The organism is Cellulosimicrobium funkei, from assembly GCF_900155925.1.
GTDB lineage: Bacteria > Actinomycetota > Actinomycetes > Actinomycetales > Cellulomonadaceae > Cellulosimicrobium > Cellulosimicrobium funkei.
In genome coordinates, this window is the sequence record NZ_FTMI01000008.1 from 129,340 (window position 1) to 155,554 (window position 26,215).

General features: G+C 74.9%; 23 protein-coding genes. 10 read left to right on the forward strand and 13 right to left on the reverse strand.

Translation table 11 applies throughout. The features are described 5' to 3' along the window. Window positions 1–3 precede the first annotated feature (3 nt). Window positions 4–879, reverse strand: a complete 876-nt coding sequence (locus tag BXA05_RS17850; RefSeq protein WP_021482423.1) for a glutamate ABC transporter substrate-binding protein — start codon at window positions 877–879, stop codon at window positions 4–6. A gap of 119 nt (window positions 880–998) precedes the next feature. After that, window positions 999–1,817: an amino acid ABC transporter ATP-binding protein gene (locus tag BXA05_RS17855; protein WP_083712008.1), complete on the reverse strand. Its 819-nt coding sequence runs from the start codon at window positions 1,815–1,817 to the stop codon at window positions 999–1,001. A gap of 102 nt (window positions 1,818–1,919) precedes the next feature. On the opposite strand from BXA05_RS17855, the gene miaB reads away from it, so the two are divergent. After that, a complete protein-coding gene (miaB, locus tag BXA05_RS17860) occupies window positions 1,920–3,587 on the forward strand; it encodes a tRNA (N6-isopentenyl adenosine(37)-C2)-methylthiotransferase MiaB (RefSeq protein WP_076406514.1) in 1,668 nt (555 codons plus the stop codon). 51 nt (window positions 3,588–3,638) lie between these two features. Here miaB and BXA05_RS17865 read toward each other — a convergent pair whose 3' ends face one another. After that, complete coding sequence (locus BXA05_RS17865) at window positions 3,639–4,151, reverse strand: type III secretion system chaperone family protein (RefSeq protein ID WP_021483660.1); 513 nt, start codon at window positions 4,149–4,151, stop codon at window positions 3,639–3,641. After that, on the reverse strand, window positions 4,148–4,747 hold the full coding sequence (locus tag BXA05_RS17870; protein WP_081599986.1) for a type III secretion system chaperone family protein: 600 nt from the start codon (window positions 4,745–4,747) through the stop codon (window positions 4,148–4,150). The genes BXA05_RS17865 and BXA05_RS17870 overlap by 4 nt, the downstream gene beginning before the upstream one ends. Window positions 4,748–4,845: 98 nt before the next feature. On the opposite strand from BXA05_RS17870, the gene BXA05_RS17875 reads away from it, so the two are divergent. Continuing rightward, entirely contained in the window at window positions 4,846–5,553 is a 708-nt protein-coding gene (locus BXA05_RS17875; protein WP_076406516.1) for a hypothetical protein, read from the forward strand. Here the strand turns inward: BXA05_RS17875 and BXA05_RS17880 are convergent. Genes BXA05_RS17880 through BXA05_RS17890 form a run of 3 tightly spaced genes read right to left on the reverse strand, consistent with a single transcriptional unit; the run spans window position 5,543 to window position 10,016 of the window. Then, the gene (locus BXA05_RS17880) at window positions 5,543–7,540 is read right to left on the reverse strand and encodes a hypothetical protein (protein ID WP_076406518.1); all 1,998 of its coding nucleotides are present in this window, start codon (window positions 7,538–7,540) and stop codon (window positions 5,543–5,545) included. The two genes, BXA05_RS17875 and BXA05_RS17880, sit on opposite strands and share 11 nt — an antisense overlap. Next, window positions 7,537–9,522 (reverse strand): HSP90 family protein, encoded by a 1,986-nt coding sequence (locus BXA05_RS17885; RefSeq protein ID WP_076406520.1) that lies wholly within the window; start codon window positions 9,520–9,522, stop codon window positions 7,537–7,539. Before BXA05_RS17885 ends, BXA05_RS17880 begins: the two co-directional genes overlap by 4 nt. Continuing rightward, the gene (locus tag BXA05_RS17890) at window positions 9,519–10,016 is read right to left on the reverse strand and encodes a type III secretion system chaperone family protein (protein WP_021483506.1); all 498 of its coding nucleotides are present in this window, start codon (window positions 10,014–10,016) and stop codon (window positions 9,519–9,521) included. The genes BXA05_RS17885 and BXA05_RS17890 overlap by 4 nt, the downstream gene beginning before the upstream one ends. 145 nt (window positions 10,017–10,161) lie before the next feature. Here BXA05_RS17890 and miaA point away from each other — a divergent pair, with 145 nt between their 5' ends. After that, a complete protein-coding gene (miaA, locus tag BXA05_RS17895) occupies window positions 10,162–11,232 on the forward strand; it encodes a tRNA (adenosine(37)-N6)-dimethylallyltransferase MiaA (RefSeq protein ID WP_244550510.1) in 1,071 nt (356 codons plus the stop codon). After that, window positions 11,229–12,257 (forward strand): diaminopimelate epimerase, encoded by a 1,029-nt coding sequence (dapF, locus tag BXA05_RS17900; protein ID WP_083712010.1) that lies wholly within the window; start codon window positions 11,229–11,231, stop codon window positions 12,255–12,257. The genes miaA and dapF overlap by 4 nt, the downstream gene beginning before the upstream one ends. Before the next feature lie 8 nt (window positions 12,258–12,265). On the opposite strand, the gene BXA05_RS17905 is transcribed toward dapF, so the two are convergent. Next, complete coding sequence (locus BXA05_RS17905) at window positions 12,266–12,955, reverse strand: class I SAM-dependent methyltransferase (protein ID WP_076406521.1); 690 nt, start codon at window positions 12,953–12,955, stop codon at window positions 12,266–12,268. A gap of 158 nt (window positions 12,956–13,113) precedes the next feature. Between BXA05_RS17905 and hflX the strand changes: the two genes are divergently transcribed. The 3 genes from hflX to BXA05_RS17920 all read left to right on the forward strand — a co-directional run bounded on the left by hflX (window position 13,114) and on the right by BXA05_RS17920 (window position 18,020). Then, a complete protein-coding gene (gene hflX / locus BXA05_RS17910; protein ID WP_061267572.1) occupies window positions 13,114–14,670 on the forward strand; it encodes a GTPase HflX in 1,557 nt (518 codons plus the stop codon). A gap of 168 nt (window positions 14,671–14,838) precedes the next feature. Continuing rightward, complete coding sequence (locus BXA05_RS17915) at window positions 14,839–16,983, forward strand: ATP-dependent DNA helicase (RefSeq protein ID WP_425291928.1); 2,145 nt, start codon at window positions 14,839–14,841, stop codon at window positions 16,981–16,983. A gap of 29 nt (window positions 16,984–17,012) precedes the next feature. After that, window positions 17,013–18,020: an L-lactate dehydrogenase gene (locus BXA05_RS17920; protein ID WP_021479748.1), complete on the forward strand. Its 1,008-nt coding sequence runs from the start codon at window positions 17,013–17,015 to the stop codon at window positions 18,018–18,020. A 114-nt stretch (window positions 18,021–18,134) separates the two neighbouring features. Here the strand turns inward: BXA05_RS17920 and lexA are convergent, their stop codons facing one another. Beyond that, window positions 18,135–18,869, reverse strand: coding sequence for a transcriptional repressor LexA (gene lexA / locus BXA05_RS17925; protein WP_031315073.1), 735 nt, complete (start codon window positions 18,867–18,869; stop codon window positions 18,135–18,137). 336 nt (window positions 18,870–19,205) lie between these two features. On the opposite strand from lexA, the gene BXA05_RS17930 reads away from it, so the two are divergent. Both BXA05_RS17930 and nrdR read left to right on the forward strand, forming a co-directional pair. Then, window positions 19,206–19,580 carry a LysM peptidoglycan-binding domain-containing protein gene (locus BXA05_RS17930; RefSeq protein WP_076406525.1) on the forward strand — a complete coding sequence of 125 codons (375 nt, stop codon included), beginning with the start codon at window positions 19,206–19,208 and terminating at the stop codon, window positions 19,578–19,580. A 369-nt stretch (window positions 19,581–19,949) separates the two neighbouring features. Then, complete coding sequence (gene nrdR / locus BXA05_RS17935; protein ID WP_076406527.1) at window positions 19,950–20,480, forward strand: transcriptional regulator NrdR; 531 nt, start codon at window positions 19,950–19,952, stop codon at window positions 20,478–20,480. 65 nt (window positions 20,481–20,545) lie between these two features. On the opposite strand, the gene BXA05_RS17940 is transcribed toward nrdR, so the two are convergent. Continuing rightward, window positions 20,546–21,643, reverse strand: a complete 1,098-nt coding sequence (locus tag BXA05_RS17940) for an aldo/keto reductase (RefSeq protein ID WP_076406528.1) — start codon at window positions 21,641–21,643, stop codon at window positions 20,546–20,548. Between the two features lie 146 nt (window positions 21,644–21,789). On the opposite strand from BXA05_RS17940, the gene BXA05_RS17945 reads away from it, so the two are divergent. Further along, window positions 21,790–22,047, forward strand: a complete 258-nt coding sequence (locus BXA05_RS17945; protein ID WP_308200584.1) for a DUF5302 domain-containing protein — start codon at window positions 21,790–21,792, stop codon at window positions 22,045–22,047. Window positions 22,048–22,108: 61 nt separating this feature from the next. On the opposite strand, the gene BXA05_RS17950 is transcribed toward BXA05_RS17945, so the two are convergent. The 3 genes from BXA05_RS17950 to BXA05_RS17960 all read right to left on the reverse strand — a co-directional run bounded on the left by BXA05_RS17950 (window position 22,109) and on the right by BXA05_RS17960 (window position 26,176). Next, window positions 22,109–22,528 (reverse strand): pyridoxamine 5'-phosphate oxidase family protein, encoded by a 420-nt coding sequence (locus tag BXA05_RS17950; protein WP_021482810.1) that lies wholly within the window; start codon window positions 22,526–22,528, stop codon window positions 22,109–22,111. A gap of 119 nt (window positions 22,529–22,647) precedes the next feature. Then, on the reverse strand, window positions 22,648–23,847 hold the full coding sequence (gene serA / locus BXA05_RS17955; protein WP_021482809.1) for a phosphoglycerate dehydrogenase: 1,200 nt from the start codon (window positions 23,845–23,847) through the stop codon (window positions 22,648–22,650). A gap of 88 nt (window positions 23,848–23,935) precedes the next feature. Then, window positions 23,936–26,176, reverse strand: coding sequence for a HelD family protein (locus tag BXA05_RS17960; RefSeq protein WP_076406530.1), 2,241 nt, complete (start codon window positions 26,174–26,176; stop codon window positions 23,936–23,938). Window positions 26,177–26,215: the final 39 nt, after the last annotated feature.

Consider the following 26,215-nt stretch of genomic DNA (forward strand, 5'->3'; position numbering starts at 1 on the left):
AGGTCAGGCGCAGGGGTCGACCGTCGGCGGGTTCTCGCTCGCGTTCGGCGTGTACCCGGTGCCCTCGGTGTTCTTGCTGACGAACTCCTCCCAGGAACCGTCCTCGATCATCTTCTCGATCGCGGCGTTGACGTCCTCGCAGACGTCGTTGTCCTGGGGCAGGCCGACGCCGTAGCGCTCGGTCGAGAACGGCGCCCCGACCACCTTCACCTTGCCCTGGTTCTGCGGCTGCGCCGCGAGGCCCGCGAGGATGATGTCGTCAGTCGTGACGGCGTCGACCTGGCCGGCCGTGAGCGCGGTGACGCACTCGGCGTACCCGGGGCGCTCGAGGAGCTGCACGCCCGCGGCGTACTCGTCCTTGATGCGCTGCGCCGACGTCGAGCCCGTGACGGAGCAGAGGTTCTTGCCCTCGAGCGACTCCGGGCCGGTGATGTCGGTGTTGTCCTCGGCGACGAGCAGGTCCTGACCGGCGACGAAGTACGGCCCCGCGAACGCGACGGTCTCCTTGCGCGTGTCCGTGATGGAGTACGTCGCGAAGATCATGTCGACCTGCCCGGTCTGCAGCATCGTCTCGCGCTGCGCGGACGGGGCCTCGACCCACTCGATCTGGTCCTCGGAGAAGCCGAGCTCGCCCGCCACGTAGGTGGCGACGTCGACGTCGAACCCCGTGTACGACGACCCGTCCTGGAACCCCAGGCCGGGCTGGTCGAACTTGATGCCGATCTTGACCGTCTCGCCGCCGCCGTCGCCGCTGCCCCCGGCGGACTGCTCGGGGTCCGTGGTCGTGCTGTCGTCGCCGACGTCGCCGCTGCTGCACGCTGCGAGCGTGAGCGCGGTGAGAGCGGCCAGCACGGCAGCACCTGCGTGTCGTGTGCGCATCGTTCCTACCCTTCGTGAGTGGTGGTCGTCCGACGACGGTGTGCCTCGTCGGTCGGCCGGGTGTGGGGGGCCGGGCGGTCCGGTCCGTGGTGGTCGGTGCGTGGTGAGGGCCCGGGACCTCAGTGCGTGAGGATCTTGGAGAGGAAGTCCTTGGCCCGCTCGCTCTTCGGCGCGGTGAAGAACTCCTCGGGGTGCGCCTCCTCGACGATCTGGCCGTCCGCCATGAAGACCAAGCGGTTCGCGGCCTTCCGGGCGAAGCCCATCTCGTGGGTGACGACGATCATCGTCATGCCCTCCCTGGCGAGGGAGACCATGACGTCCAGGACCTCGTTGATCATCTCGGGGTCGAGCGCCGACGTGGGCTCGTCGAAGAGCATGACCTTGGGCTTCATCGCGAGGGCCCGGGCGATGGCGACGCGCTGCTGCTGGCCGCCCGAGAGCTGCGCCGGCATCTTCTGCGCCTGGTTCTTCACGCCGACCCGGTCGAGGAGGGCCAGGGCACGCTCCTTCGCGTCCTTGCTCCGCTCGCGCCGCACCTTGACGGGCCCGAGCGTCACGTTGTCGAGGATCGTCTTGTGCGCGAAGAGGTTGAAGGACTGGAAGACCATGCCGACGTCGGAGCGCAGCCGCGCGAGCGCCTTGCCCTCCTGGGGGAGCGGTTCGCCGTCGACGAGGATCTCGCCCGAGTCGATCGTCTCGAGCCGGTTGATCGCCCGGCACAGGGTCGACTTGCCCGAGCCGGAGGGCCCGATGACGACGAGCACCTCGCCGCGCCGGACCGTGAGGTTGATGTCGCGCAGAACATGCAGCTCGCCGAAGTGCTTGTTCACGTCGCGCAGTTCGACGAGCGGCTCACCGAGGACCTGCTCGGCGGGGAGGGGCTGAGCGTCCTGAGCGCTGCGCTGCGCGTCGGACGGCGAAGGGGTTTCGTCGGCCATTCCTGGACACTATGTCCCTTCTGTTGCACGGTGCCACCTCACCCGGCAACAACCGGGCAACAGTTCAGTAACACGGCACCCGGAGCCGTACCCTGGACGGTGATGTCCACGATCGCCCCCGCCCCCGTCCCGGCCGCCCCCGCACCGCACGCCACCGCCGCTGCGCCAGCCGACGACGCGCACCCCCGCACCTACGTCGTGCGCACCCTCGGGTGCCAGATGAACGTCCACGACTCCGAGCACATGGCGGGGATGCTCGAGCAGGCGGGCTACACGCGGGCGAGCGCGCAGGACGAGGCCGCGAACCGCGCCGACGTCGTCGTCATCAACACGTGCGCCGTGCGCGAGAACGCCGCGACCCGCCTCTACGGCAACCTCGGCCAGCTCGCCTCGGTGAAGGCCGCGCGACCCGGCATGCAGATCGCCGTCGGCGGCTGCCTCGCGCAGAAGGACCGCGGCACCATCGTCGAGAAGGCCCCCTGGGTCGACGTCGTGTTCGGCACCCACAACCTCGACGCCCTGCCCGTCCTGCTCGAGCGCGCGCGCCACAACGAGGCGGCGCAGGTCGAGATCGCCGAGTCGCTGCAGGTGTTCCCCTCGACGCTGCCGACGAAGCGCGAGTCGGTCTACGCGGGGTGGGTGTCCATCAGCGTCGGCTGCAACAACACGTGCACGTTCTGCATCGTGCCGCACCTGCGCGGCAAGGAGCGCGACCGCCGTCCGGGCGAGGTCCTCGCCGAGGTGGGCGCGCTCGTCGAGGCCGGTGCCATCGAGGTGACGCTGCTCGGCCAGAACGTCAACAGCTACGGCGTCGAGTTCGGCGACCGCGGCGCCTTCGCCAAGCTCCTGCGCGCGTGCGGGACGATCGACGGGCTCGAGCGCGTGCGGTTCACGTCGCCGCACCCGGCCGCGTTCACCGACGACGTCATCGCGGCCATGGCCGAGACGCCGAACGTCATGCCCCAGCTCCACATGCCGCTCCAGTCGGGCTCCGACCGCGTGCTGCGTGCGATGCGCCGCTCCTACCGATCCGAGCGGTTCCTCGGGATCCTCGACCGCGTCCGGGCCGTCATGCCCGACGCCGCGATCACCACCGACATCATCGTGGGCTTCCCGGGCGAGACCGAGGAGGACTTCGCGGAGACGATGCGGGTCGTCGAGGCGTCGCGCTTCTCCTCCGCGTTCATCTTCCAGTACTCCCCGCGCCCCGGGACGCCCGCCGCGACGATGGACGGCCAGCTCCCCAAGGAGGTCGTCCAGGAGCGCTTCGAGCGGCTCCAGGCGCTTCAGGAGCGGATCGCCGGCGAAGAGTCCGCACGCCAGGTGGGCCGGACGATCGACGTCCTCGTCGGCGAGGGCGCAGGGCGCAAGGACGGCGCGACGCACCGCGTCACCGGTCGCGCCCCCGACAACCGCCTCGTCCACCTCGCGCTCCCCGCGGCCGTCGTGGCCGGGGCGCCCGACGACGCCCCGACCGACGGGACCGGTACGCCCGGGTCCGTCGACCCGCGCCTCGCGGACGACCTCGACGTCCGCCTGCCGCGTCCCGGCGACGTCGTCACGGTCGAGGTCACCCGCTCCGCACCGCACCACCTCATCGCGGACTCGGCGCTCGCGGGCGGCACGTTCGCCGTGCGCCGCACCCGCTCCGGCGACGCGTGGGCGCGGCGCGAGCGCGCCCGCCTGGGCGGGGGCGACGACGACCACGGCCACGGCGGCGGCGCGCCGTCCGGCCCGGTCGTCCTGGGGCTCCCGACGCTCCGCGCCTGAGCGGCGGGGTCCAGGACCCCGACGGCGGGCGCGCACGACGGCGCCAGGACGTCAGTCGTCCAGGGTCCCCGGCGGGAGCTGGGCGCCGATGGCGTGGAAGAGCTGCACGGCCGTACCCAGCCCGCACGAGACGGTCTGGGCGAGCTGGTCGTCGGTCGCGCCGTGCTCGAGGTCGACGGAGACCTCGGCGTAGAGCGCGAGCCGTCCGCCCTCCTCGCGCACGTAGACCTTGGGCCAGATGCGCTCGCGGTTCCAGTCGTTGACGGTCTGGAGCGTGACGAGGCGCGACTCGACGGGGAGCGTCGTCGACCAGCGACCGCGGACCTGGAGGATCTCCGACCGGTCGCCGAGCAGCAGGAACCAGAAGCGGTGCCCGTCCCACGTACCCGTGATGTCGCCGTCGTCGTCCACGCGGAAGTGGTAGCCGCGGCGCGTCAGATGGTCGCCGATGCGCGCCATCGACAGCGCGCGGGGCAGCTCCTCCTCGCGGGGCAGCGAGTCCGGCGCCTTGGGCCGACGGTTGCCGAACAGACGCGTGAACCAGTTGGTGCGGGCCTGCGTCATGGCGCCTGCCTCGCGGGGTCGGGGTAGAACTCGTCGAGCGCGTCGAAGAACATCGACCCCGTGCTCAGACCGCACTGGAGGAGCTGGTCGAGCTGGTCGTCCGTCACGCCGTGCTCGAGGTCGACCGTGACCTCGGTGAAGACCTGGATCATCCCGTTGTCGCGGACGCGCGTGTACGTCTTGGGCCAGATCCGGTCGGCGTTCCACTCGTTGCAGAACTCGAGGATCTCCTCGAGGCGCTCGAGCGCGAGGTCGCGGTTCCACTGGCCGCGCACCTGGAGGATCTCGTCGTCGTTGCCGAAGAGCAGGAAGTAGAACAGGCGGCCGTGCCACAGCCCGCCGACGTCGCCGTCGGAGTCGACGAAGTAGCTGTACCCGCTGTCGGTGATCCACTCGACGACCCGCGAGAGCGTGAGCGGTGTGGGAGGCCGCAGGACGTCGGTCGCGACCTGACCCAGCTCGCGTGCCAGCAGGTCCTCGACCTGCGACTGCAGGTCGTCCGCCGGCCGGGCCGCGCCGGACCGGCCCCCGTCCTGCGCCCCGCCGGGATTCCCGTCCCGCCGGTCGTCGTCGTCCCGCGCCCCGAAGAACCTCACCTCCCTACCGTACTCGCGCGCGCCCGCGGACGCCGCATCGCGGGCCGGTCGGGAGGCCGCGGCGACGGCGGGGGAGCGGGCACCACTACGGTGGGACGGTGACCGTCCGCGCCGTCGTGCTCCCCGGAACCGTCCTGCTCGTCCCGGGAGCGGCCGGCGCCGCCTCGGTCCTCGGACCGGTGCGCGACGCCGCACTGGCGGCGCTCGCCGACCTCGTGGCGGACCGGCTCGGTGTGGCGGCGGCGCCGGCCGTGGTCGTGGTCGCCCCGGGCGTGGAGGGAACGCGCGGCCCTGCCCGGGCCTCGCTCGCCGCGGCGGGCGTCGCCGACCGGTGGATCGATCCCGCGTGGGCGGCCGCCACGCGACCGCTCGACCGACCCGTCGCCGGGACGGCCGCCTCCGTGGCGCTCCTCGCGCTCGCCGGTGCGGGCTGGACCGGTCCCGTCGACGTCGTCGAGCTCGGTGGCGCGGCGACGCGGCCGGCGGCAGGCACGGGCACGGAGACGAGTACGGAGACGAGCTCGGGGACGAGCACGGAGGCGGGTGCGGCGACGGAGACCGCCCTGGACGCAGCCCGAGAGCTCGGTGCGGAGCTCGCCCGGGAGGGGGCGCGGCTCGTCGTCGTGCACGACCCGCGTGCGCCCCTGCCGCAGGCCGTGCTCGACGGGTTCGTCGCCGCGGCGGGCGCCGAGGCCGCGCCGGTCGCAACGGCCGACGAGCCGGACCCCGCCGTGGCGGTCCGGCGGTACGAGGTCCGCGCCCCCGCAGCCGCCGCCCGCCCGGCGGGGCCCGTCGTCAGCCGCTGAGGCCCGTCCCGACGGCGGCCGCCTCGTCGTCGCGCCCGAGGCGGCGCAGCGCCGCGACCATCTCGTTGCCGACCATCGCGCGCGACTCCGCGTCGTGGACGATCGCGAAGCCCTCCATGGCCGACTCGAGCAGCTCCACCGCGTCCGTGTCCTTCCCCGCCGCGTAGCGCGAGCGCCCCGCGAGCCAGAAGGCGTGCGCCGCGTCGCGGACGTCCCCCGCACGGGCGAACTCCTCGGCGACCGACTCCGCGAGCGTCGCAGCCGCGTCGAGGTCGCCCGCGGTCGCGAGGAGGCGGGCACGCGTGTCGTCGAGGTCGCGACGCTCGCGCGCGTCGGCCGCCGCGTCGCGCTCGACGAGCTCGGCGGCCCGCGGCGCCGGTGCGACGTCGGTGCCCTCGCCCGCTGCGGACAGGTCGTCGAGCGTGCGCTCGACCTGGGCCAGGGCGGCGGTCACGTCGCCCCGCCCGGCCTCGAGCCGCGCGTAGGCGCGCACGACCTGCCCGACGAACCGGGGCGCGACACCACCGGCCCGCAGGAGCGCGAGCGCGTGCAGGAACGCGGGCGCGGCGCCCTCGTCGTCGCCCTCGAGCGCGGCGAGCTGCGCCGCCTCGGCGAGCGCGAAGCCGGCGCGGTCGAGGTGGCCGGAGCTCTCCAGGTGCGACGACGCGCGACGCAGGAGGCGTGCCGCCCGGACCGGGTCGTCACCCGCGACGTCGTCGGCGAGCGCGAGCAGGCCGTCGGCGTCGGTGGGCTCGTCGGTGCCCTCCGCCGGGGCTCCGCCGGTGACCGCGGACTCCTCCGGCGCGAGCCCGGCGGGGAGGTCCGACGGACCGCTCGGCGCGCCATCGGCCCCGGCGACGGGCCGCGGCGACGCAGGCGGGGCGTCCAGGGAGAGCACCGCCAGGTCGACGGGGAGCGTGCGCGCGCCGCGCTCCCACGCGGCGCGCAGCCGCTCGGACGCCGCCGTCGTGCCGTTGCGTGCGTCGAAGGACTGCGCGAGGGCGGCAGCCTCACCGCGCACCCACGCGTCGAGCTCGGCGAGCGTCGTGGCGGGAACGTCCCGCAGGGCGAGCGCGGTGTCGCCGTGGTCGGCCCGCAGGACGCCCGTCGCGACGCTCACGCTCGTGAGGAAGCCGAGCCGGTCGCCCGGCGAGTCCGCCTCCGTGAGGAACGCCTGGTGCTCCACGAGCAGGCGCAGCGCGCGCGACGCGTTGCCCGTCCGGGCGAGGAACTCCACGTGACGACCCTTCGGGCCCGTCATCGTCACCCCGGTGTCGAGGTGGCGCAGCCCGCGGCGGTGAGTGCGCGCAGCGGCCTCCGCGTCGCCGACCTCGACGTACGCGAGCTGGAGGTGGGACAGCATGTCGCCGGGCTCGGTGGCGCACGACGGCGATCCCTGGAGCACGCCCTCGAGCAGCCGGATGCCCTCGTCGTGGCGGCCCGTCTCGAAGAGGTACGCCGCGCGGTCGCCCGGCTCGCACGCCTCGCACTGCGAGTAGTCGTCGCGCGGGGTCGCGACCCACGCGCGGTACGCGTCCTCGACGTCCGCACCGCCACGCTCGCGCGCCCACTCGAAGCGCTCCAGGGCGACCGCGTTGGTGCCGTTGCCCGCGAGCGCGTACCGGTGCGCCATGTCGTCGAGCGTGCGCTCGATCTGCGCGGCGGGGACGTCGGGGAACTCCATGAGGTGCCCGACCATCCACTTGAACGACCAGAACAGCGAGTGCGTGTCCTCGGCGTCGAAGTGCTCGGGGTGCTCGTCCCACCAGCGCAGCATCTTGGTGAACGGGAGGTACGCCTTGGTCACCTCGCCGCCCCACACGTACGACTCGACGAGGACGAACAGCGCGTAGGCGCGCGCCGCGTCGGGGCCCTCGGCCTCGACGCGCTCGAGCTCGGCCGCGGCGGCCGTGGAGCGCGCGAGGCCGTAGGGCATGCGGCGGACGTCGTACAGGGCGGCGTTCACCTGGTCCACGGACCGGGTCATCGGTTCTCCTCGTCGGCAGGGGGATCGGGTTCCGTGGCGGGGTCCTGCCCGGCCGCGAGGGCGCGGGCGAGCAGGAGCGACAGGGAGTCGTTCATGAGGGTCGCCTCGACGGGCTGGAGCGCCTTGCCGGACGCGAGCACCGCCGTGACGTAGAGGGAGCGGGCACCCGCGGCGCGCACCTGCGCGTCGGGGCTCGCGAGCAGGTCGCGCACCGTGGCGTTGGCGTCGTTGAGGACCAGGCGGCGGGGGCGGGCCGGGGCGCTGAGGCCCGCGAGGATCTCGCCCCACAGGTCGTCCGTCTCCGCGACGCGGGCAGCCTCGCGCGCGTGGTCGCTCTCGCGGTCGTGCAGGAGCATGGCCGGGAGGGCGTCGGGCTCGTACCGGCGCAGCACGACGTCGCAGTCCTGCTCGGCGAGCGCGGCGTCGACCGACGCGAGCGCGTCGGCGACCTCGAGCTCGCGCAGCGGCTCGACCTCCGTGAGGACGTGCGCGACGTCCGCAGCCGACACGGGCGACAGCCGCCACTGCGGGAACCGCGCCGCGACGCGCTCGAGCAGGTCGGCGTCGTAGACGTAGCCGCCGTTGACGACCGCGAGCCCCTGCGCCGCCGCGACGGGCGCGATGCGCCGGAACTCCTCGACGCTCGCCGTGTACAGCAGGCGCCCGTCGGGGTGGTCCGTCGCGAGGTCCGCCAGCGTCGTGGTCCCGGCCGTCGTCTCGAAGGGCAGCACGCGCGCGGCGACGTCGAGCATCTCGTCGTCGGTGAGCGCGAGCGCGCGCACGGCGAGGTGGTGGGTCTCGAGGAAGCGCCGCGCGAGGACAGAGTCCGTCGCGAGCGTCTCCAGCAGCCACCGGCGCACCTGCGCCCCGAGCGCGTCGCGGGTCGCGAGCAGGACCTCGTCCTCGTACAGCCCCTCGCGCGACGCCGTCGGGCGCAGCACGGACGCGTCCAGCACGCACCGCACGAAGAACGCCCAGGGGGGCAGCAGGTCGTCGACCGCGCTGCCCAGGAGCATGCGCTTGAGGTAGACCCGGTGCCGCGACGTCGTGGTCGGCGCGACCGCGGCCGGGAGCACGTACGCGACGCCCGTCAGGCCGGCGAGCGGCAGGTCGAGGTCGATCCGTGCGAGGGGGGTGAAGCCGAGCGTGCGCTCGGCGTAGCCGGCGAGCGCGGCGTCGCGGGCCGCGGGCGTCGCGTGCGCAGCGCGCCACGGCAGGTCCTCCCCGCTGAGCCGGCGCACCGCGACCGGGGCGCCGCCCCCCGCGCCGTCGTCGCGGCCCTCGCCGGGCCCGCCGTCGAGAGGCGTCTCGACGAGCAGCTCGACCGGCAGGAGCGAGCCGAAGTCCTGGGCGAGCGCGACCACCGACTCCGGGGCGAGCCAGTGCTCGGTGTCCCGCCGCGGGTGCAGCCGGACGACGCTCCCGGGCTCGGCGGGTGCCGCCGGGTCGTCCGGCGCGAGCTCGACGAGCTCGTACCGGCCGTCGGCGCGGCCGCGCCAGCGCACGGGGACGGGCGCGTCGCCCGCCGCCGTGGGGCGCGCGGAGCGCGAGACGAGCTCGATCTCGTCGGCGACCATGAACGCGGACAGGAGCCCGATGCCGAACTGACCGAGGAACTCCTCGCGACCCGTCCCGAGCTCGACGTCGCGCTTGGAGCTGCGCCCGATGGTCGCGAGCAGCTCCTGCGCCTCGTCCCGCGTGAGGCCGACACCCGAGTCGTGCACCTCCAGGCCGCCGTCGGGCAGCGGACGGAGCAGGATCCGCGCCGGCGCCTGCGGTCCCTCGAGCCCGGCGCGCGCGGTGATCGCGTCGACGCCGTTCTGCAGCAGCTCGCGCAGGTAGACGCGCGGGCTCGAGTACAGGTGCCGGGCCAGGAGGTCGACGACGCCCCGCAGGTCGACCTGGAAGGCCGTCGTCGCCTCGCCCGGGGTGCCGCCGCCCGGGGCGGTGCGGCCCGCGGTGGTCTCGTGCGTGCCGGTCACCGCGCGTCGACGTCGGCGCCGCCCTCGGCCACGGTCTGCGCGGCCGTGTCGGGGAAGCGGGCGTCGAGCGCGTCGAAGAACTGCAGGCCCGTGAACAGGCCGCACTCGATGAGCTGGCCGAGCTGGTCGTCCGCGACGCCGAACTCCAGGTCCGTCGCCACCTCGGTGTAGACCGCGAGCTGGTCGTCCTCGACGCGCGCGTAGACCTTCGGCCAGATCTTGTCGCGGTTGAACTCGTTGGCGACGAGCGCGACCTGCGCCTCGGCCGACGCCGGGAGGGTCCGGTTCCACCGGCCGCGGACCTGCAGGATCTCCTGCTTCTCACCCATGAGGAAGAAGAAGAACACCTTCCCGTCCCAGTTGCCGCCCAGGTCCCCGTCCGAGTCGACGAAGTACCGCCACTCGCGGCTCGTGAGGAACGCCTCGACGCGCTCGCGCGTCAGCGGCGCGTTCTGGCTCGTCGGTGCGGCGTCCGGCTTGGTGAAGAAACCCATGTTCTCGAGTCCTTGTCGTCTGAGAGGTCGTCGTGCTGAGGTCGTACGCGGCGGTACGCGCGAGGGCGGACCGACCACGGACACACTACGCATCCCCGCCCACACCCCTCGGGCCGTCGGCCGCCCGGACGGTACCGTTGCGCGGGTGAAAACCCAGCACGACCCCGCCGGCCCGCCCCGGCCCGGCCCGAGCGTCGTCGTCGCCGTCGTCGGCCCGACGGCCACGGGGAAGTCCGACCTCGCTCTCGACCTCGCCGAGCGCCTGTCCGTCCCCGGGGCGCCCGCGGAGATCGTCAACGCCGACGCCTACCAGCTCTACCGCGGCATGGACGTCGGGACCGCGAAGGTCCCCGTCGCCGAGCGCCGCGGCGTGCGCCACCACCTCCTCGACGTGCTCGACCCCGCCGAGGACGCGTCCGTGGCCCGCTACCAGACCGAGGCCCGCCGCGTGCTCGACGAGATCGCCGCGCGGGGCGCGCGTGCCGTCGTCGTGGGCGGCAGCGGGCTGTACGTCCGCGCCCTCCTCGACGACATGCGGTTCCCGGGCACGGACCCCGCCGTGCGGGCGGCGCTCGAGGCGCGCGCGGAGGAGCAGGGCCCGCGCGCGCTGCACGACGAGCTCCTCCGGCGCGACCCCGCGGCGGCCGCGAGCATCGGCCCGGCCAACACCCGCCGGCTCGTCCGGGCGCTCGAGGTCATGGAGCTCACCGGCGAGCCGTTCACGGCGAACCTCCCGCGCCAGGTCTACGTCCGCCCGACCGTGCAGATCGGCCTCGACTGCGACCGGGCCGTGCTCGACGCGCGGGTCGCCGTCCGCGTCGGGCGGATGTGGGAGCAGGGCCTCGTGGCCGAGGTGCGCCGCGTCGAGGCGCACGGCATGGGCCGCACGGCCCGTCGCGCCGTCGGCTACGCGGAGGTGCTCGCCGCGCTCCACGGCGAGACCACGCAGGACGCCGCGCGCGAGGCCGTCACCGCGAACACGCGGCGCCTCGCGCGCAAGCAGATGGGCTGGTTCGGCCGGGACCCGCGCGTCGGGTGGCTCGACGCGCAGTCGTCGACGCGCGTCGAGGACGCTCTCGCGCTCGTCGCCGCGGCGGACGAGCGCGCTGCCCCGCAGGGCACGGACGGGCACGAGCCCGCGACCGTGCCGGGCACCGCCGTCGGGCCGGACGAGGCGGACGGCGGCGCGCCCGTGCGCCGTAGTCTGGGCTCATGACGCGCACCCGCTTCACCAAGGGCCACGGGACCCGCAACGACTTCGTGCTCCTCGCCGACACGAAGGGCGAGCTCGACCTCACGCCCGAGCTCGTGCGCGCGCTCGCCGACCGCCGCGGCGGCGTCGGGGGGGACGGCGTCATCCGCCTCGTGCCGACCGCTCTCGTCCCGGAGTCGCGCGACGTGCTCGCGGAGGACCCGCACGCCATCTGGTTCATGGACTACCGCAACGCTGACGGCTCGGTCGCCGAGATGTGCGGCAACGGGGTCCGCGTCTTCGCGGCCTTCGCCGAGCGCCTCGGGCTCGTGAGCTTCGCGGGGGGCACCGAGGTCCCGGTCGGCACGCGCGCGGGCGTCAAGCGCGTGCGCAAGGAGGACGACGGCTGGTTCGCCGTCGACATGGGCCCGTGGTTCCTCCCCGGCGGGCGCCCCGCGCTCCAGGACGGCTACGACGCGACCGTCGTCGTGCGGGGCTGGGAGGTCCCGCGCCCGGCGCTCAGCGTCGACCTCGGCAACCCCCACACCGTCCTCGCCGTCGCGCGCGAGGACGTGCTCGAGCGCGCCGACCTCACCGAGGCGCCCGTCGTCGAGCCGCACCCGTCCCACGGGACGAACGTCGAGCTCGTGGTGCCCCTCGGCGAGACGACCGCGGACGACGGCACCGTCGTCGGGCACGTGCGCATGCGCGTGCACGAGCGCGGCGTCGGGGAGACGCCGTCGTGCGGCACGGGCGCGTGCGCGGCGGCGCTCGCGGTCCGCGTGTGGGGCGGTCCCGACGCGCCGGACACCTACCTCGTCGACGTCCCGGGCGGCACGGTGCGCGTGCGGGCGCTCCCGGGCGGCCGCGTCGAGCTCGCAGGTCCCGCGGTGCTCGTCCACGCGGGGGAGATCGACCTCGCCGCGCTCGTCCCGGCGACGCCGCGCCCGGCGGACGACGACGCGCACCACGGCGCGGACGGGCCTGTGACCGCCCAGCCCGCCGAGCCGGTCGCGGCGGCGTCCGAGGGCGACCGCGCGCCGGTCTGACCGACGGCTCAGCGTGGCGCGACGACCTCGAGGACGCGGAACCCCTTCGCGCTCGCGGCGCGCTCGACGACCGCGCCCGGCAGGAGCGGGGGCAGCGCCTCGGCGAGCCAGCGCTGGAGAGAGTCCGAGCCCAGGTTGCGCTGCACCACGAGGTGCGCGCTCGCGCCCGGCGCGAGCCGGGGCAGCCAGTGCAGGAGCATCCCGTGCAGGACGTCCTTGCCGACCCGGATCGGCGGGTTCGACCACAGCGCGGCGAGCGCGACGTCGTCGGGCACGTCGTCCGGGAGGACGGCCCGGACGTTGTCCAGCCCGAGCCGCTGCGCGTTGCGGCGCACGAGGTCGAGCGCGCGCTCGTTGACGTCGACGGCCCACACGGTCGCCTCCGGCGCCTCCAGGGCCATCGTCAGGGCGACCGGGCCCCAGCCGCAGCCGAGGTCGAGGACGTGGGCGGGTCCGTCGTCGGGCCGGGCCGCGAGGACGTCGTCGAGCGGCGGGGTGGTGCGCAGGAGCACCTGCGTGCCGAGGTCCAGCCGGCCGGGGGAGAAGACGCCCGAGGCGACCTCGACCTCGACGTCCCGGCCCGCGAGCCGCACGGAGATCGTGCGGCGCTCGGCGGCGGACGCGGGCCGGGCGGTGAAGTAGTGGTCCGCCGCGCCGTCGGGCGCGGCGTCGACGGCGGGGTCCTGGTCCTCGGTCACGTCGGCCGATCCTACGCGGGCGCGCCCAGTCGGGAGGCGGCGCGGCGCGCCCGGGCCGCTCGTCGTGCGCTTAACCGCTGGCCTCGGGACGATTTCGCGTGCCACGCTTGTTGTCACACCCGGACGCACGAGCGCCCACCACCGACGGAAGGCGGCACATGAGCCCAACCCCTGCGAACACTCCGAACCCCACCTCGGCTCAGGACGAGCCGACCGGCGCGACGCGGGACATCGCGAGCGACGTCGTGGCGCGGGTGCTCGCTCGGGCCGGGACGGCACGCGCCGAGGGCGGCACGGTCCACACGGAGCACGACGGCGAGCAGCTCGAGCTCGAGGAGCGCAGCGCGCTGCGCCGCGTCGTCGGCCTGTCGACCGAGCTCGAGGACGTCACCGAGGTCGAGTACCGGCAGCTGCGCCTCGAGAAGGTCGTGCTCGTCGGGCTCTGGAGCCCCGGCTCCGACCCGCGCGAGGACGGCGCGCCCACGTCCGCCGAGGAGGCCGAGATCTCGCTGCGCGAGCTCGCCGCCCTCGCGGAGACCGCGGGCTCGCAGGTGCTCGACGGCGTGATCCAGCGCCGCGCGAAGCCCGACCCGGGCACGTACCTGGGCTCCGGCAAGGCCGCGCAGCTCGCCGACGTCGTCGCCGCCAGCGGCGCGGACACGGTCGTGATCGACGGCGAGCTCGCTCCCTCCCAGCGGCGCGCGCTCGAGGACATCGTCAAGGTCAAGGTGATCGACCGGACCGCCCTGATCCTCGACATCTTCGCCCAGCACGCCAAGTCGCGGGAGGGCAAGGCGCAGGTCGAGCTCGCCCAGCTCGAGTACCTCCTCCCGCGCCTGCGCGGCTGGGGCGAGTCGATGTCCCGCCAGGCCGGTGGCCAGGTCGGCGGCGCCGGCGCTGGCATGGGGTCGCGCGGTCCCGGTGAGACGAAGATCGAGCTGGACCGCCGGCGCATCCGCAACCGCATGGCCAAGCTGCGCCGCGAGATCCAGGCGATGGCCCCGGGGCGCGAGACGAAGCGTGCGTCGCGCAAGCGGCACGCCGTGCCGTCCGTCGCGATCGCGGGCTACACGAACGCGGGCAAGTCGAGCCTGCTCAACGCCATCACCGGCGCGGGCGTGCTCGTCGAGAACGCGCTGTTCGCGACGCTCGACCCCACGGTGCGCCGCACGCGCACCGAGGACGGCCGGGTCTACACGCTCGCCGACACCGTCGGGTTCGTGCGCGCGCTGCCGCACCAGCTCGTCGAGGCGTTCCGCTCGACGCTCGAGGAGGTCGGCGACGCCGACCTGCTGCTGCACGTGGTGGACGCCTCGCACCCGGACCCGGAGGGCCAGATCGCGGCGGTGCGCCACGTGCTGGCCGACATCCCGGGCGTGGAGGACGTGCCCGAGGTGATCGTGCTCAACAAGGCGGACCTCGCCGACCCGGAGACGATCGCGCGCATCCGGCTGCGCGAACGCCGCACGGTCGTCGTGTCGGCGCACACGGGCGAGGGGATCGAGCACCTGCGCGAGCTCATCGCGCACGAGCTCCCGCGTCCGGACGTGGAGATCGACGTCGTCGTGCCGTACCACCGGGGCGACCTCGTGCACCGCGTGCACACCGAGGGCGAGATCGACCACGAGGAGCACACGCCCGAGGGCACGCTCCTGCGCGGCCGCGTCGCCCAGGCGCTCGCGACGGAGCTCGTCGGAGCCTCCGCGGCGAGCTGAGCTCCTCCCGCCGGGACCGCCGGCGGACCGGGCGGCCCGACCTCGCGCGGACCTGCCGTCCGACCTCGTGGACGACCCCGTGCGGCCTGCGCCGCGCGGGGTCGTCCCGTCTTCGCCGCGTCCACAGCCCTCGCCCGCGGCGTGGGCGCCCGACCGTAGACTCGTCGCGTGCCCCCCTCCACCCGAACCGCACCCGTGCCCGACCGTCCGGACACGGAGGCGACGGGCCGGGCCGGGGCGGACGCGGCTGCGTCGGCGTCCGGCGACGTGCCCGCCGTCGAGGAGCTCCTCGACCTCGCGGTCACGCGCCTGGGCGGCGCGCGGCGCGACGGCCAGCGGACCATGGCGCGTGCCGTCACGGACGCCATCGAGGGCTCCGAGCACCTCGTGGTCCAGGCCGGGACCGGGACGGGGAAGTCGCTCGGGTACCTCGTGCCGGCCGTGCGCCACGCGGTCGCGACCGACGAGCGCGTCGTCGTCTCGACGGCGACCCTCGCCCTCCAGCGCCAGGTCATCACGCGGGACCTCCCGCTCGTGGCCGACGCCGTCGCGGACCGCCTCCCGCGGCCCGCGTCGATCGCGCTCCTCAAGGGCTGGCACAACTACCTGTGCGTCCACAAGATCGCGGGCGGCTACCCCGCGGACGAGCCCACGCTCTTCGACCTCCCCGGCGAGGCGGCGGGCGCCGCCGACCACCCCGCCGCGCGCGGAGGGACGAGCATGGCGGCCCTCGGCGAGCAGGTCGTGCGCCTGCGGGAGTGGGCGGACGAGACGCCCACGGGCGACCGGGACGACCTCGTCCCCGGCGTGAGCGACAAGGCCTGGCGGCAGGTCTCCGTCACGGCGCTCGAGTGCCTGGGCCAGCGCTGCCCGCTGCTCGCCGAGTGCTTCCCCGAGCGGGCGCGCGCCGCGGCGCGCGAGGCCGACGTCGTCGTGACGAACCACGCGATGCTCGGCATCGCGGCCATGGGGTCGCCCGGGGTGCTGCCCGAGCACGACGTCCTCGTCGTCGACGAGGCGCACGAGCTCGCCGACCGCGTCACGGCCGCCGCGACGGTGGACCTGTCGGTCCCGGCGATCGAGGGCGCGGCGCGCCTCGCGCGCCGCCACGGCGGGGTCACGACGGACGCGCTCGACGCCGCGTCCGCGGCGTTCGGCACGGTCGTCGGGTCGCTGCCCGCCGAGCGCTTCCCGGACGGCCTGCCCGACGCCGCGCGCTCGGCCGTCGCGGCGGTCCGGGACGCCGCGCGCGAGGTGCTCTCCACGCTCAAGCCCGAGACCGGCGTGACCAAGCCGGCCCAGCCGGACACGGGCCTGAAGATGGCGCAGTCGACGATGCTGCAGCTCTTCGAGGTCGCCGAGCGCATGGCGGCCGACCCCACGGGCCACGACGTGCTGTGGTGCTCGCGGCCCGGGGAGGGCGGCTGGTCCGGCGACCGCTTCGGCGACGGCGCGAGCCGCCTGCACGCCGCCCCGCTCGGCGTGGCGGGCCTCATCCGGACCCACCTGCTCGCGGAGCGCACCGGCGTCTTCACGTCCGCGACGCTCGCGCTCGGCGGGAGCTTCGACGCCGTCGCGCGCACCTTCGGGCTCGGCCCCGCGGCGACGGGCGGAGCCGCGGACGCGGGCGACGGCGACGCGCCGCGCTGGCGCGGGCTCGACGTCGGGAGCCCGTTCGACTACCCGCGCCAGGGCATCCTCTACGTCGCGAAGCGCCTGCCGACGCCCGGCCGCGAGGCGTCGACCGAGCACCAGCTCGACGAGATCGCGGCGCTCGTCGAGGCCGCCGGCGGTCGGACCCTCGGCCTGTTCTCCTCGCGGCGCGCCGCGGTGGCCGCGGCGGAGGCGATGCGCGAGCGGCTGGACGTGCCGGTCCTGTGCCAGGGCGACGACCAGCTGCCGACCCTCGTGCGGGAGTTCGCCGAGGACCCGGCGACGTGCTTGTTCGGCACGCTGTCGCTGTGGCAGGGCGTGGACGTGCCTGGGCCGTCGTGCCAGCTCGTGCTCATCGACCGCATCCCGTTCCCGCGCCCGGACGACCCGGTGAAGTCGGCGCGGGCTCGCGCCGTCGAGGCCGCGGGTGGCAACGGGTTCATGCAGGTCTCCGCGACGCACGCGGCCCTCCTGCTCGCCCAGGGTGCCGGGCGGCTCGTGCGGTCCACGGCCGACCGCGGGGTCGTCGCGGTCCTGGACCCGCGGCTCGTGACGGCGCGCTACGGGTCGTTCCTCACGCGGTCCATGCCAGGGTTCTGGCAGACGACCGACCGCGACGTGGCCACCGCTGCGCTCCGCCGCCTCGCCGCCCTAGGCTGAGCCCTTTCCAGCGACTTCACGGAGGCGACATGACGAGCACGTCACCGCAGGGCACCGGCGACGCGACCACGGGCGGTCCGGGAGGGGGAGCGCGGACCACGAAGCTCGCGATCGTCGGCGCCGGTGCCGTCGGCTCGACGCTGGCCTACGCCGCGCTCATGCGCGGCGCGGCGCGCACGGTGGCGCTCCTCGACGTCAACCGCGCGAAGGTCGAGGCCGAGGTCCTCGACCTCCAGCACGGCATCCAGTTCATGCCCATGGCGCGCGTCGAGGGGTCCGACGACGTCGCGGTGTGCGCGGGCGCCGACGTCGTCGTGGTCACGGCCGGCGCCAAGCAGAAGCCGGGCCAGACGCGTCTCGACCTCGCCGAGGGCACGATCGGGCTCATGCGGACGATCCTCCCGGGCCTCGTGGAGGTCGCCCCGGATGCCGTCTACGTCATGGTGACCAACCCGGTCGACATCGTCACGTACGCGGCGCTCAAGTTCTCGGGGCTGCCCCCGACCCAGCTCTTCGGCAGCGGCACCGTGCTCGACTCCTCGCGGCTGCGGTTCCTCGTGGCGCAGCACTGCGGCGTCGCGGTGCAGAACGTGCACGCGTACATCGCGGGGGAGCACGGCGACAGCGAGATCCCGCTCTGGAGCTCCGCGACGATCGGCGGTGCGCCGCTGCTCGAGTGGCAGGGCATCGGCGGTCGGGGACCGCTCACGGGCGACGTGCGCGACGAGATCGCGCGGGAGGTCGTGCAGTCGGCCTACCGGATCATCGAGGGCAAGGGCGCGACCAACTACGCGGTCGGGCTCGCGGGCACCCGGATCATCGAGGCGGTGCTCGCCGACGAGCACCGGGTGCTGCCCGTGTCGACGCTCCTCGACGGCATCTACGGGCTCGAGGACGTCTGCCTGTCGCTCCCGACGCTCGTCGACCGCCGGGGCGCGACGGAGCGCGTCGAGGTCCCGCTCGCGGACGACGAGCTCGCGGGCCTGCGCTCGTCCGCGGAGTCGCTGCGCGCGGTCGCGCGACGCTTCGGGCTCTGAGCCCACGGGCTCGTCGGGCCTGGCACGACGAGAGCCGGGCGGTCGAGGGACCGCCCGGCTCTCGTGCTGTCCGGAGCCTGCCCGCAGGGGCGCCCGGAGCCGCTCGGGGACCGTTCAGAGGCTGCGCAGGACGGAGACGACGCGCCCCAGCACCTGGGCGTCGTCGCCGGGGATCGGGTCGTACGCGGCGTTGTGCGGCATGAGCCAGACGTGGCCGTCGGCGCGCCGCAGGCTCTTCACGGTGGCCTCGCCGTCGATCATCGCGGCCACGATCTCGCCGTTCTCCGCGACCGGCTGGCGCCGCACGACGACCCAGTCGCCGTCGCAGATCGCGGCGTCGATCATCGAGTCGCCCTGCACGCGCAGGAGGAAGAGCTCTCCCTCGCCGACGAGCTGGCGCGGCAGCGGGAAGACGTCCTCCACGACCTGCTCCGCGAGGATCGGGCCACCGGCGGCGATACGGCCGACGACGGGGACGTACGACGGCGCGGGGTGGGCCTCGTCGTACGCCGGCTCGGGGGCCGTGCCAGCTGGCGCGAGCGGGGTCGCGCGGCGGGCGTCGTCGGGCTGGACCACCTCGATGGCGCGCGGACGGTTCGGGTCGCGCCGCAGGAACCCCTTGCGCTCGAGCGTGGTGAGCTGGTGCTTGACGGAGGACGGGCTCGTGAGCCCGACGGCCTCGCCGATCTCGCGCATGCTCGGCGGGTAGCCGCGCTGCTCGACGCACGCGCGGATGGTCTCGAGCACGAGCCGCTGGCGCGGGGTGAGCCCGTCACCCCCTGCCGACCCGTCCGGCAGCTCGCGCACCTCGGCGAGCCCCCGTGCCCTGTCCGTGCCTCGTCCCGCCATGGTCGCTCCGCCCTCGTCCGTCGCGTGCCGCCGGCGCCAGCCGGGCCTGCGGCCTCCCCTCCCCGGAGCGTGCGCCCCGGGAGCTCGGTCGCCCCTCCGGGTCCGAGCGGACATGTCCGGCGAACCGACCTGAGCCCAGGCTAGGGGAGGATGCGACACGAATCAAACACCTGTTCGAGCATGTCTCGACTCTGTCGGTCGTTCGTGATAGACCTTCGTACAGATGTTCTACGTACAGGTGTTCGACCGCAGCGGGTCGGCGTGGAGATGAGACGGGCACGCGGGTCCGATCGACCGGGGAAGGCGATCGGGCTCGCGGGCCGGGACGGAGGGGACATGGACACGGTGGCGATGGCGACGGCAGCGCCGCCCGCGCTCGGGCGGGGCGTTGCGGCGGAGCGAGGCGTGCGCCCGCAGGCACCGCTGCGGCTCACGCGACGCGGCCGTGCGGTCCTCGTGCTCCTCGTGGCCGTCGTGCTCGTCCTCGCGGCGCGCGTCGGCCTGGCCGTCGCGGGCGGGCCCGGGGAGCCGGTCGAGGTCCGGGTCCACGTCGTGAGCACGGGGGAGACCCTGTGGGAGCTTGCCCAGGGAGTCGCGGCCCCGGGCGAGGATCTCCGTGAGGTGGTCAGCGGGCTCGTCGAGCTGAACGGCCTGTCGTCGTCGGGCGTGCAGGCCGGCCAGACGATCCTGCTCCCGGTCGCCGAGCGGTGACGCGGCGCTCGGCCGTGGCCCAGGTCCTGTGACGCAGCACACGGTGCCGACGCGCGACAGGTCGCGACCGAGGGTTGCGCCGCTCCGTTAGGTCCGCCTAAGTTAGTGTCACCTCACACGCCGGCTGGGGGGCTGGGCGGACGAGGCGAGGAGTGTGCGGACAACCGCGACTCCTGTGCACGTCGCCGCGCGCGAGGCGAGTCGCGCGCGAGATGGGGACGGGGGCGTCCCGACGGGGGCGGTCGACTTCGACCGCCCCCGTTCTGCCGTCCACGGTCGGGTGCGCCGTCGGCGTGTTGCACCGCGCGCCCGCGACGACATACGTTCGTCGCGCCGACCTGTCGGCGCGACCCGCGGAGGAGCCCCGCCATGCACTGCCCGTTCTGCCGTCACGCGGACTCCCGCGTCGTCGACTCCCGCACGTCCGACGACGGTGCCTCCATCCGCCGGCGACGCCAGTGCCCGGAGTGCAACCGCCGCTTCACCACGATCGAGACCGCCAGCCTGTCCGTGGTCAAGCGGTCCGGGGTGACCGAGCCCTTCTCGCGCGAGAAGATCGTCAACGGCGTCCGCAAGGCTTGCCAGGGGCGCCCGGTGAACGAGGACGACCTCGCCGTCCTCGCGCAGCGCGTCGAGGAGACCATCCGCGCGAGCGGGAGCGCCGAGCTCGACGCCTACGAGATCGGCCTCGCGATCCTCGGGCCGCTGCGCGAGCTCGACGAGGTCGCCTACCTGCGCTTCGCGAGCGTCTACCAGGCGTTCGACTCGCTCGAGGACTTCGAGAGCGCCATCACGTCGCTGCGCGTCGACCGGGAGGAGCGCGAGGCGGCGGCGGGCCGTGCGGCGCCCGAGGCCGCCGACGACGCCGCGACCGACCGCGAGGCGGCACCCCAGGCCTGACGCTCACGAGATTCCGCGCCTCGTGACTCCGGTCCCAGAATGCGGGGCCCCGCAGCCGGAGGCGGCTACAGGTCGCTGGACCGCGACGCCCAGATGTTGATGCCCGTGTCCACGGGGAGGTCGTCGACGGCCGCGATCTCCTCGGGGGAGAGGCCGGGGGCGTCGAGGGCCGCGAGGTTGTCGTCGAGCTGGCGCGTCGAGCTCGCGCCGAGCAGGACCGACGTGACGCGCTCGTCGCGCAGCGCCCAGCGGATCGCCGTGGACGCGAGCGTCCGCCCGTGGGCGCGCGCGAGCTCGTCGAGGTGGCGCACGCGGTCGAGGTTCTCCTCCGAGAGGAACGTCGGGCGCAGCGGCCCGCCGCGCGCCGCGCGCGACCCGTCCGGGACCCCGTGGAGGTAGCGGTCCGTGAGCATGCCCTGGGCGAGCGGGGAGAACGCGACGACGCCGAGCCCTTCGTCGCCCGCGACGTCGAGCACGGTGGCCCCCGCCTCGTCGTGCGGGTCGGGCGCCTCGATCCACCGGTTGAGCATGGAGTAGGAGACCTGCGTGACGACGAGCTCGACCCCGACGTCGGCCGCGACCCGCAGGGCCTCACGCGTGCGCCGGGCGGAGTACGACGAGATGCCGGCGTAGCGGGCGCGCCCCGACCGGACCGCCGTCGCCAGCGCACCGATGGTCTCCTCGAGCGGGGTGGACGGGTCGTAGCGGTGCGAGTAGAAGATGTCGACCTGGTCGAGCCCGAGCCGGCGCAGCGACGCGTCGAGGGACGAGAGCAGGTACTTCCGGGACCCGCCCTCGCCGTAGGGGCCGGGTCCCATGCGGTAGCCCGCCTTGGTGGTCACGACCAGCTCGTCACGCACGGGTCGGAGCTCGCGCGCGAGCAGCCGGCCCAGCGACTCCTCCGCAGCACCCCCGGGCGGTCCGTAGTTGTTCGCGAGGTCGAGGTGCGTCACGCCACGGTCGACGGCGTGCAGCACGATCTCGCGCTGCGTCGAGAAGGGGTCGGCGACGCCGAAGTTCTGCCAGAGCCCGAGCGCGACCTCCGGCAGGCGCAGGCCGCTCCGGCCGAGCGTGCGGTGCGGGAGCTCGGCGCGCGCCGGCGCGGGAGCGCCTGTGGCGTGGGGAGGAGCGGGGGAGGCCTGCGGCGTGGGATCGGGCGACACGTCCCGACGCTACCCGACGGCGTTCGCCGCGCGGTCGAGGGCGCTCGCAGCGCGTTCGCCTGCGCCACCGCCCGCAGGGCCGGGACGGCCGGGCCGAGCGGACAAATCAGGTGGCGTCGGACCGCCCGGTGGGGGACGCTGGCGGGGTGCCCGCAGCGTCGGGCCGACCGCAGTACCCCACCGAGTTCCCCGTCGACGAGGAGACCGCCATGGCGTCCGACCCGCAGCGACCCGCTGCAGAGACCGCACCGACCGAGGAGGCCAAGGCGAAGTTCCGGGAGGCGCTCGACCGGAAGAACGCCGCGCGCCACCGCACGGCGGACGGCGAGTCGAACACGGGCTCCGTGCACGGCTCGGAGACCGTCGGACCGGTCCAGCGCACGTTCCGCCGCAAGTCCGGCTGAGCGCCACCTCCGACGTCCGGTCGTCCCCTGCGGGGCGGCCGGACGTCGTGCGTCGGGGGGTCTACGGCTCCGCGCGCGCGAAGCGTCGCCCGGTGAGCTCGTGGGCCTCGACCACGACCCACTCCTCGGTCGGGACGTCGACGGTCGGGACGAGCGGGTCCGCACCCTCCCGGACGGGATCCACCTCATGCTCGGTGCGCAGGCGGTGGGCGGTGCCGCGCGCGACGACGCTCCACGCCCCGTCGTCGTCGACGTGGTCCCACTCCAGGGCGACCCGCTCGTTGATCGCGAGCGTCGCGAGCTTCGTGCCCGGGACCGTGCGGAACGCGAGCGTGCGCTCGTGCGCCCGCACGGTGACGGGGTAGATGTCCGGCTCGCCCCGCACGCTCACGGCGAGGCGTGCGACGTGGGTCCCCTCCACGAGGTCCCACGACGCGTCGGCGTCGAGGATCTGCGGCGCGTCGTGCAAGTATCCGGTCATGCTTCATCGTGGCACCGGCGCGCGAGCGGCGCTCAGCGGCGAAGGTCACGGCCGCCGAGGACCTTCGCCGCGTGCGGACGGGCCGCGCGCGGCGAAGGGTCCCGGGGTGCGGGGCTGCGTCAGTCGAGGATGCGCAGGGCGATCGTCTGCTCCATCGCTGCCAGCGCCTCGATGACGGCGGGCTCCACGCGCGAGCCGACGTCGGTGACGACGTAGCCGATCTCGCCGCGGGTGGCGAGGAGCTGGCCCTCGATGTTCGTCCCGTGCTCGGCGAGGGTCGCGTTGACGGCGGCGAGGACACCGGGGGTGTTGCGGTGCAGGTGCGTGATGCGCGTGATGCCGGTCGTCTGCTCGAGCGCGAGGTTCGGCACGTTGACGCTGAGCGTCGTGGAGCCGGTGGTGAGGTAGTCGCGCAGCTTCGCGGACACGAACTGCCCGATCGCCTCCTGCGCCTCCTCCGTCGAGCCGCCGATGTGCGGCGTGAGGATGACGTTCGGCAGGCCGCGCAGCTCGGAGTCGAACGCGTCGCCCTTGCGCTTGGGCTCGTGCGGGAAGACGTCGACCGCGGCACCGGCCACACGGCCCTCGACGATCGCCTCGCGCAGCGCGCCGTAGTCCACCACGAAGCCGCGCGACAGGTTGAGGAAGATCGAGCCCGGGCGCATGCGGGCGAACTGCTTGGCGCCGAACAGCCCGGCGTTGCCCTGGCGCCCGTCGACGTGGAGCGTGACGACGTCGGCCTGCTCGAGCAGCTCGTCGAGCGTGTCCATGCGGCGCGCGTTGCCGAGCGCGAGCTTCTCCGCCGTGTCGTAGAACACGACCGACATGCCGAGGTTCTCGGCGACCACCGAGAGCTGCGTGCCGATGTTGCCGTAGCCGACGATGCCGAGCGTGCGGCCACGGACCTCGTGGGCGCCCTCGGCCGACTTGTCCCAGCGACCCTCGTGCAGTGCGCGGTCGCGCTCGGTGAGGCGGCGCGTGAGCGCGATGATCTCGGCGAGCGCGAGCTCGACGACGGAGCGCGTGTTCTGGAACGGCGCGTTGAACACGGCGACGCCCTGCGTCGCGGCCGAGCGCAGGTCGATCTGGTTCGTGCCGATGCAGAACGCGCCGAGCGCCACCAGGTCGGGGGCGTTCTCGAGCACGTTCGCCGTGACGTTCGTCTTGGACCGGATGCCGAGCAGGTGGACGCCGTCGAGCGCCTCGATCAGCTCGGACTCGTCGAGGGCCCCGGTGCGGACGGTGACGTCGATGCCCGCGGCCTCGAGGTTCGAGGCGGCGAGGGGGTGCAGGTTTTCGAGGAGGAGGGCGCGTAGCACGTCCCCATGGTGCGCCCGTCCCGCGGTCCGGACCAAACGGGTCTTGACCCTCGGGACGAGGTGACCCCGCGCCCGGACCCGACCGCTCTCAGGCTCCGGCGCCCCGTGCGTCGTCCGACGGCGCGGGGGCGACCCCGGCGGGCAGCGCGCGCGTGTGCACGACGACGAGCCGCTGGGTCGGCCGCGTCATGGCGACGTACAGGTCGGACGGGCCCGACGGCCCGGTCGCGACGTCGGCGGGCTCGACCAGCACGACGGCGTCGAACTCCAGCCCCTTGACCTGCACCGGGTCGAGCACGACGACCGGGTCCTCGCCGCCCGCGTCGGCGAGCCCGAGCGCGGCCCGCAGCGCGGGGACCGCGGGCGCGGCCGCGACGACGGCGACGCGGCCGGACTCCGCGGCGACGAACTCGGCGCGCGCGGCCTCGGCCTCGGCCCGGACACGTGCCTCCAGCGCGCCCGGTGCCACCTCGACCACGCGCAGGGCGTCCTCGACGTCGCGCGCGGACGTGAGCGGCGAGACCGGGAGGCCGGCCGCGACGGCCGCGCGTCGGGCCGCGTCCGCGACGGAGGCCGGGGTGCGGTAGTTGACCGTGAGCTCGGCGAGCCGCCACGCGTCGCGGAAGACCGGGTCGAGCATGCCCTTCCACGACCGGGCGCCCGCGAGCGAGGACGTCTGGGCGACGTCGCCGACCACCGTGAACGACCGCGTCGGGCACCGGCGCACGAGCATGCGCCACGCCATGGCGGACAGCTCCTGCGCCTCGTCGACCACGACGTGGCCGTAGGTCCACGTGCGGTCCTGCGCGGCGCGCTCGGCGGTGGTCAGGCGCGGGCCGCTCGCGGCGAACCGCTCGGCGAGCACGTCGGCGCCGACGATCCCGCCGCCCGCACCGGACGACTCGAGCACCTGCCGCGCGTACTCGAGGTCCTGCGCGCGCTGCGCCGCGCGCGCGGCGGCCTCGGCCCGCTCCGCCTGGTCGTCCTCGCCGAGGAGCTCCGCCGCCTCGTCGAGGAGCGGCACGTCCGCGGGGGTCCACGGCGCGCCCTTCGCCCGCTCGAGGAGCCGTCGGTCCTCGGGGGAGAGCTCGGGCGCGGCCTCGGCGAGCCGGTGCGGCTTGGTCCACAGGTCCTCGACGAGGCGCTCGGGCGTGAGCGGCAGCCAGGCCAGGTTGAGCGCGACGCGCACGTCGCGGTGGGAGCGCAGGTCCTCCAGCGCGAGCGCGCGGTCCTCGCCGACGAGCGGCTCGCCGAGCTGGCGCCCGTACTGCTCGACGAGGCGCGACAGCATCTCGCGGACGAACGTGACCCGCGCGAGGTTGTGCGGCTTGTGGGTGCGCCGCGCCTTCGCGATGGCGTCGCGCACGTCGCGGCGGCGGATGACGAGGTCGTGGCCGTCGAGCCGGACCGGCACGTCGGCCGCGGGCACGCGCTCGCGGGCGCGCACGGCCCGGCGCACCGCACGGGCCATGACCGCCCGGCCCTTGACCCGCGCGACGCGCGGGTCCTCCTCGCCGTCGGCGACGACGCCGGGCAGGAGGTCGGCGATGGTCGTGCTCACGACGCCGGTCTCGCCGAGCGACGGCAGCACCTGGTCGATGTAGCGCAGGAACGAGAGGCTGGGGCCGACGAGCAGGACGCCCGAGCGCTCCAGCAGCCGTCGGTGCGCGTACAGCAGGTAGGCCGCGCGGTGCAGCGCGACCGCCGTCTTGCCCGTGCCGGGCCCGCCCTGGACGACGAGCGCTCCCGCGAGCTCGGAGCGGATGATCGCGTCCTGCTCCGACTGGATCGTGGCGACGATGTCGCCCATGCGTCCCGTACGGCCCGCGGCCATCGCGGCGAGCAGCGCGCCCTCGCCCGAGAGCGTCGTGCCCGTCACGGCCTCCGGGGCGTCGAGGTCGAGGAGCTCGTCCTCGAGCCCCGTCACGGCACGACCGCGCGTCACGAGGTGCCGACGGCGCACGACGCCGTCCGGGTGGGCCGCCGTCGCGCGGTAGAACGCCTGGGCGGCGGGCGCGCGCCAGTCCGTGAGGAGGCTCGAGTGCTCTTCGTCGGTGAGGCCGATGCGCCCGACGTAGCGCAGGGTGCCGTCGTCGAGGTCGAGGCGGCCGAACGCGAGGCGGTCCTCGACCGCGTCGAGCTGCGCGACACGGTCCTCGTACAGCGTCGCGAACGCGTCGCGCTCGCTGCGGTTCTGCGGCGAGCCCGACGGGCCGGACCGTCGGACCTCGTCGAGGCGTGCCCGGGCGGCCGCCCGCAGCTCGTCGAGGCGCGCGTAGAGGGTGTCCACGACCTCCTGCTCGAGCCGGAGCTCGTCGTTGCGTCCCACGCTGTCCCTTCCTCGACCGGCGCCGCGCCGCCCGCGCGG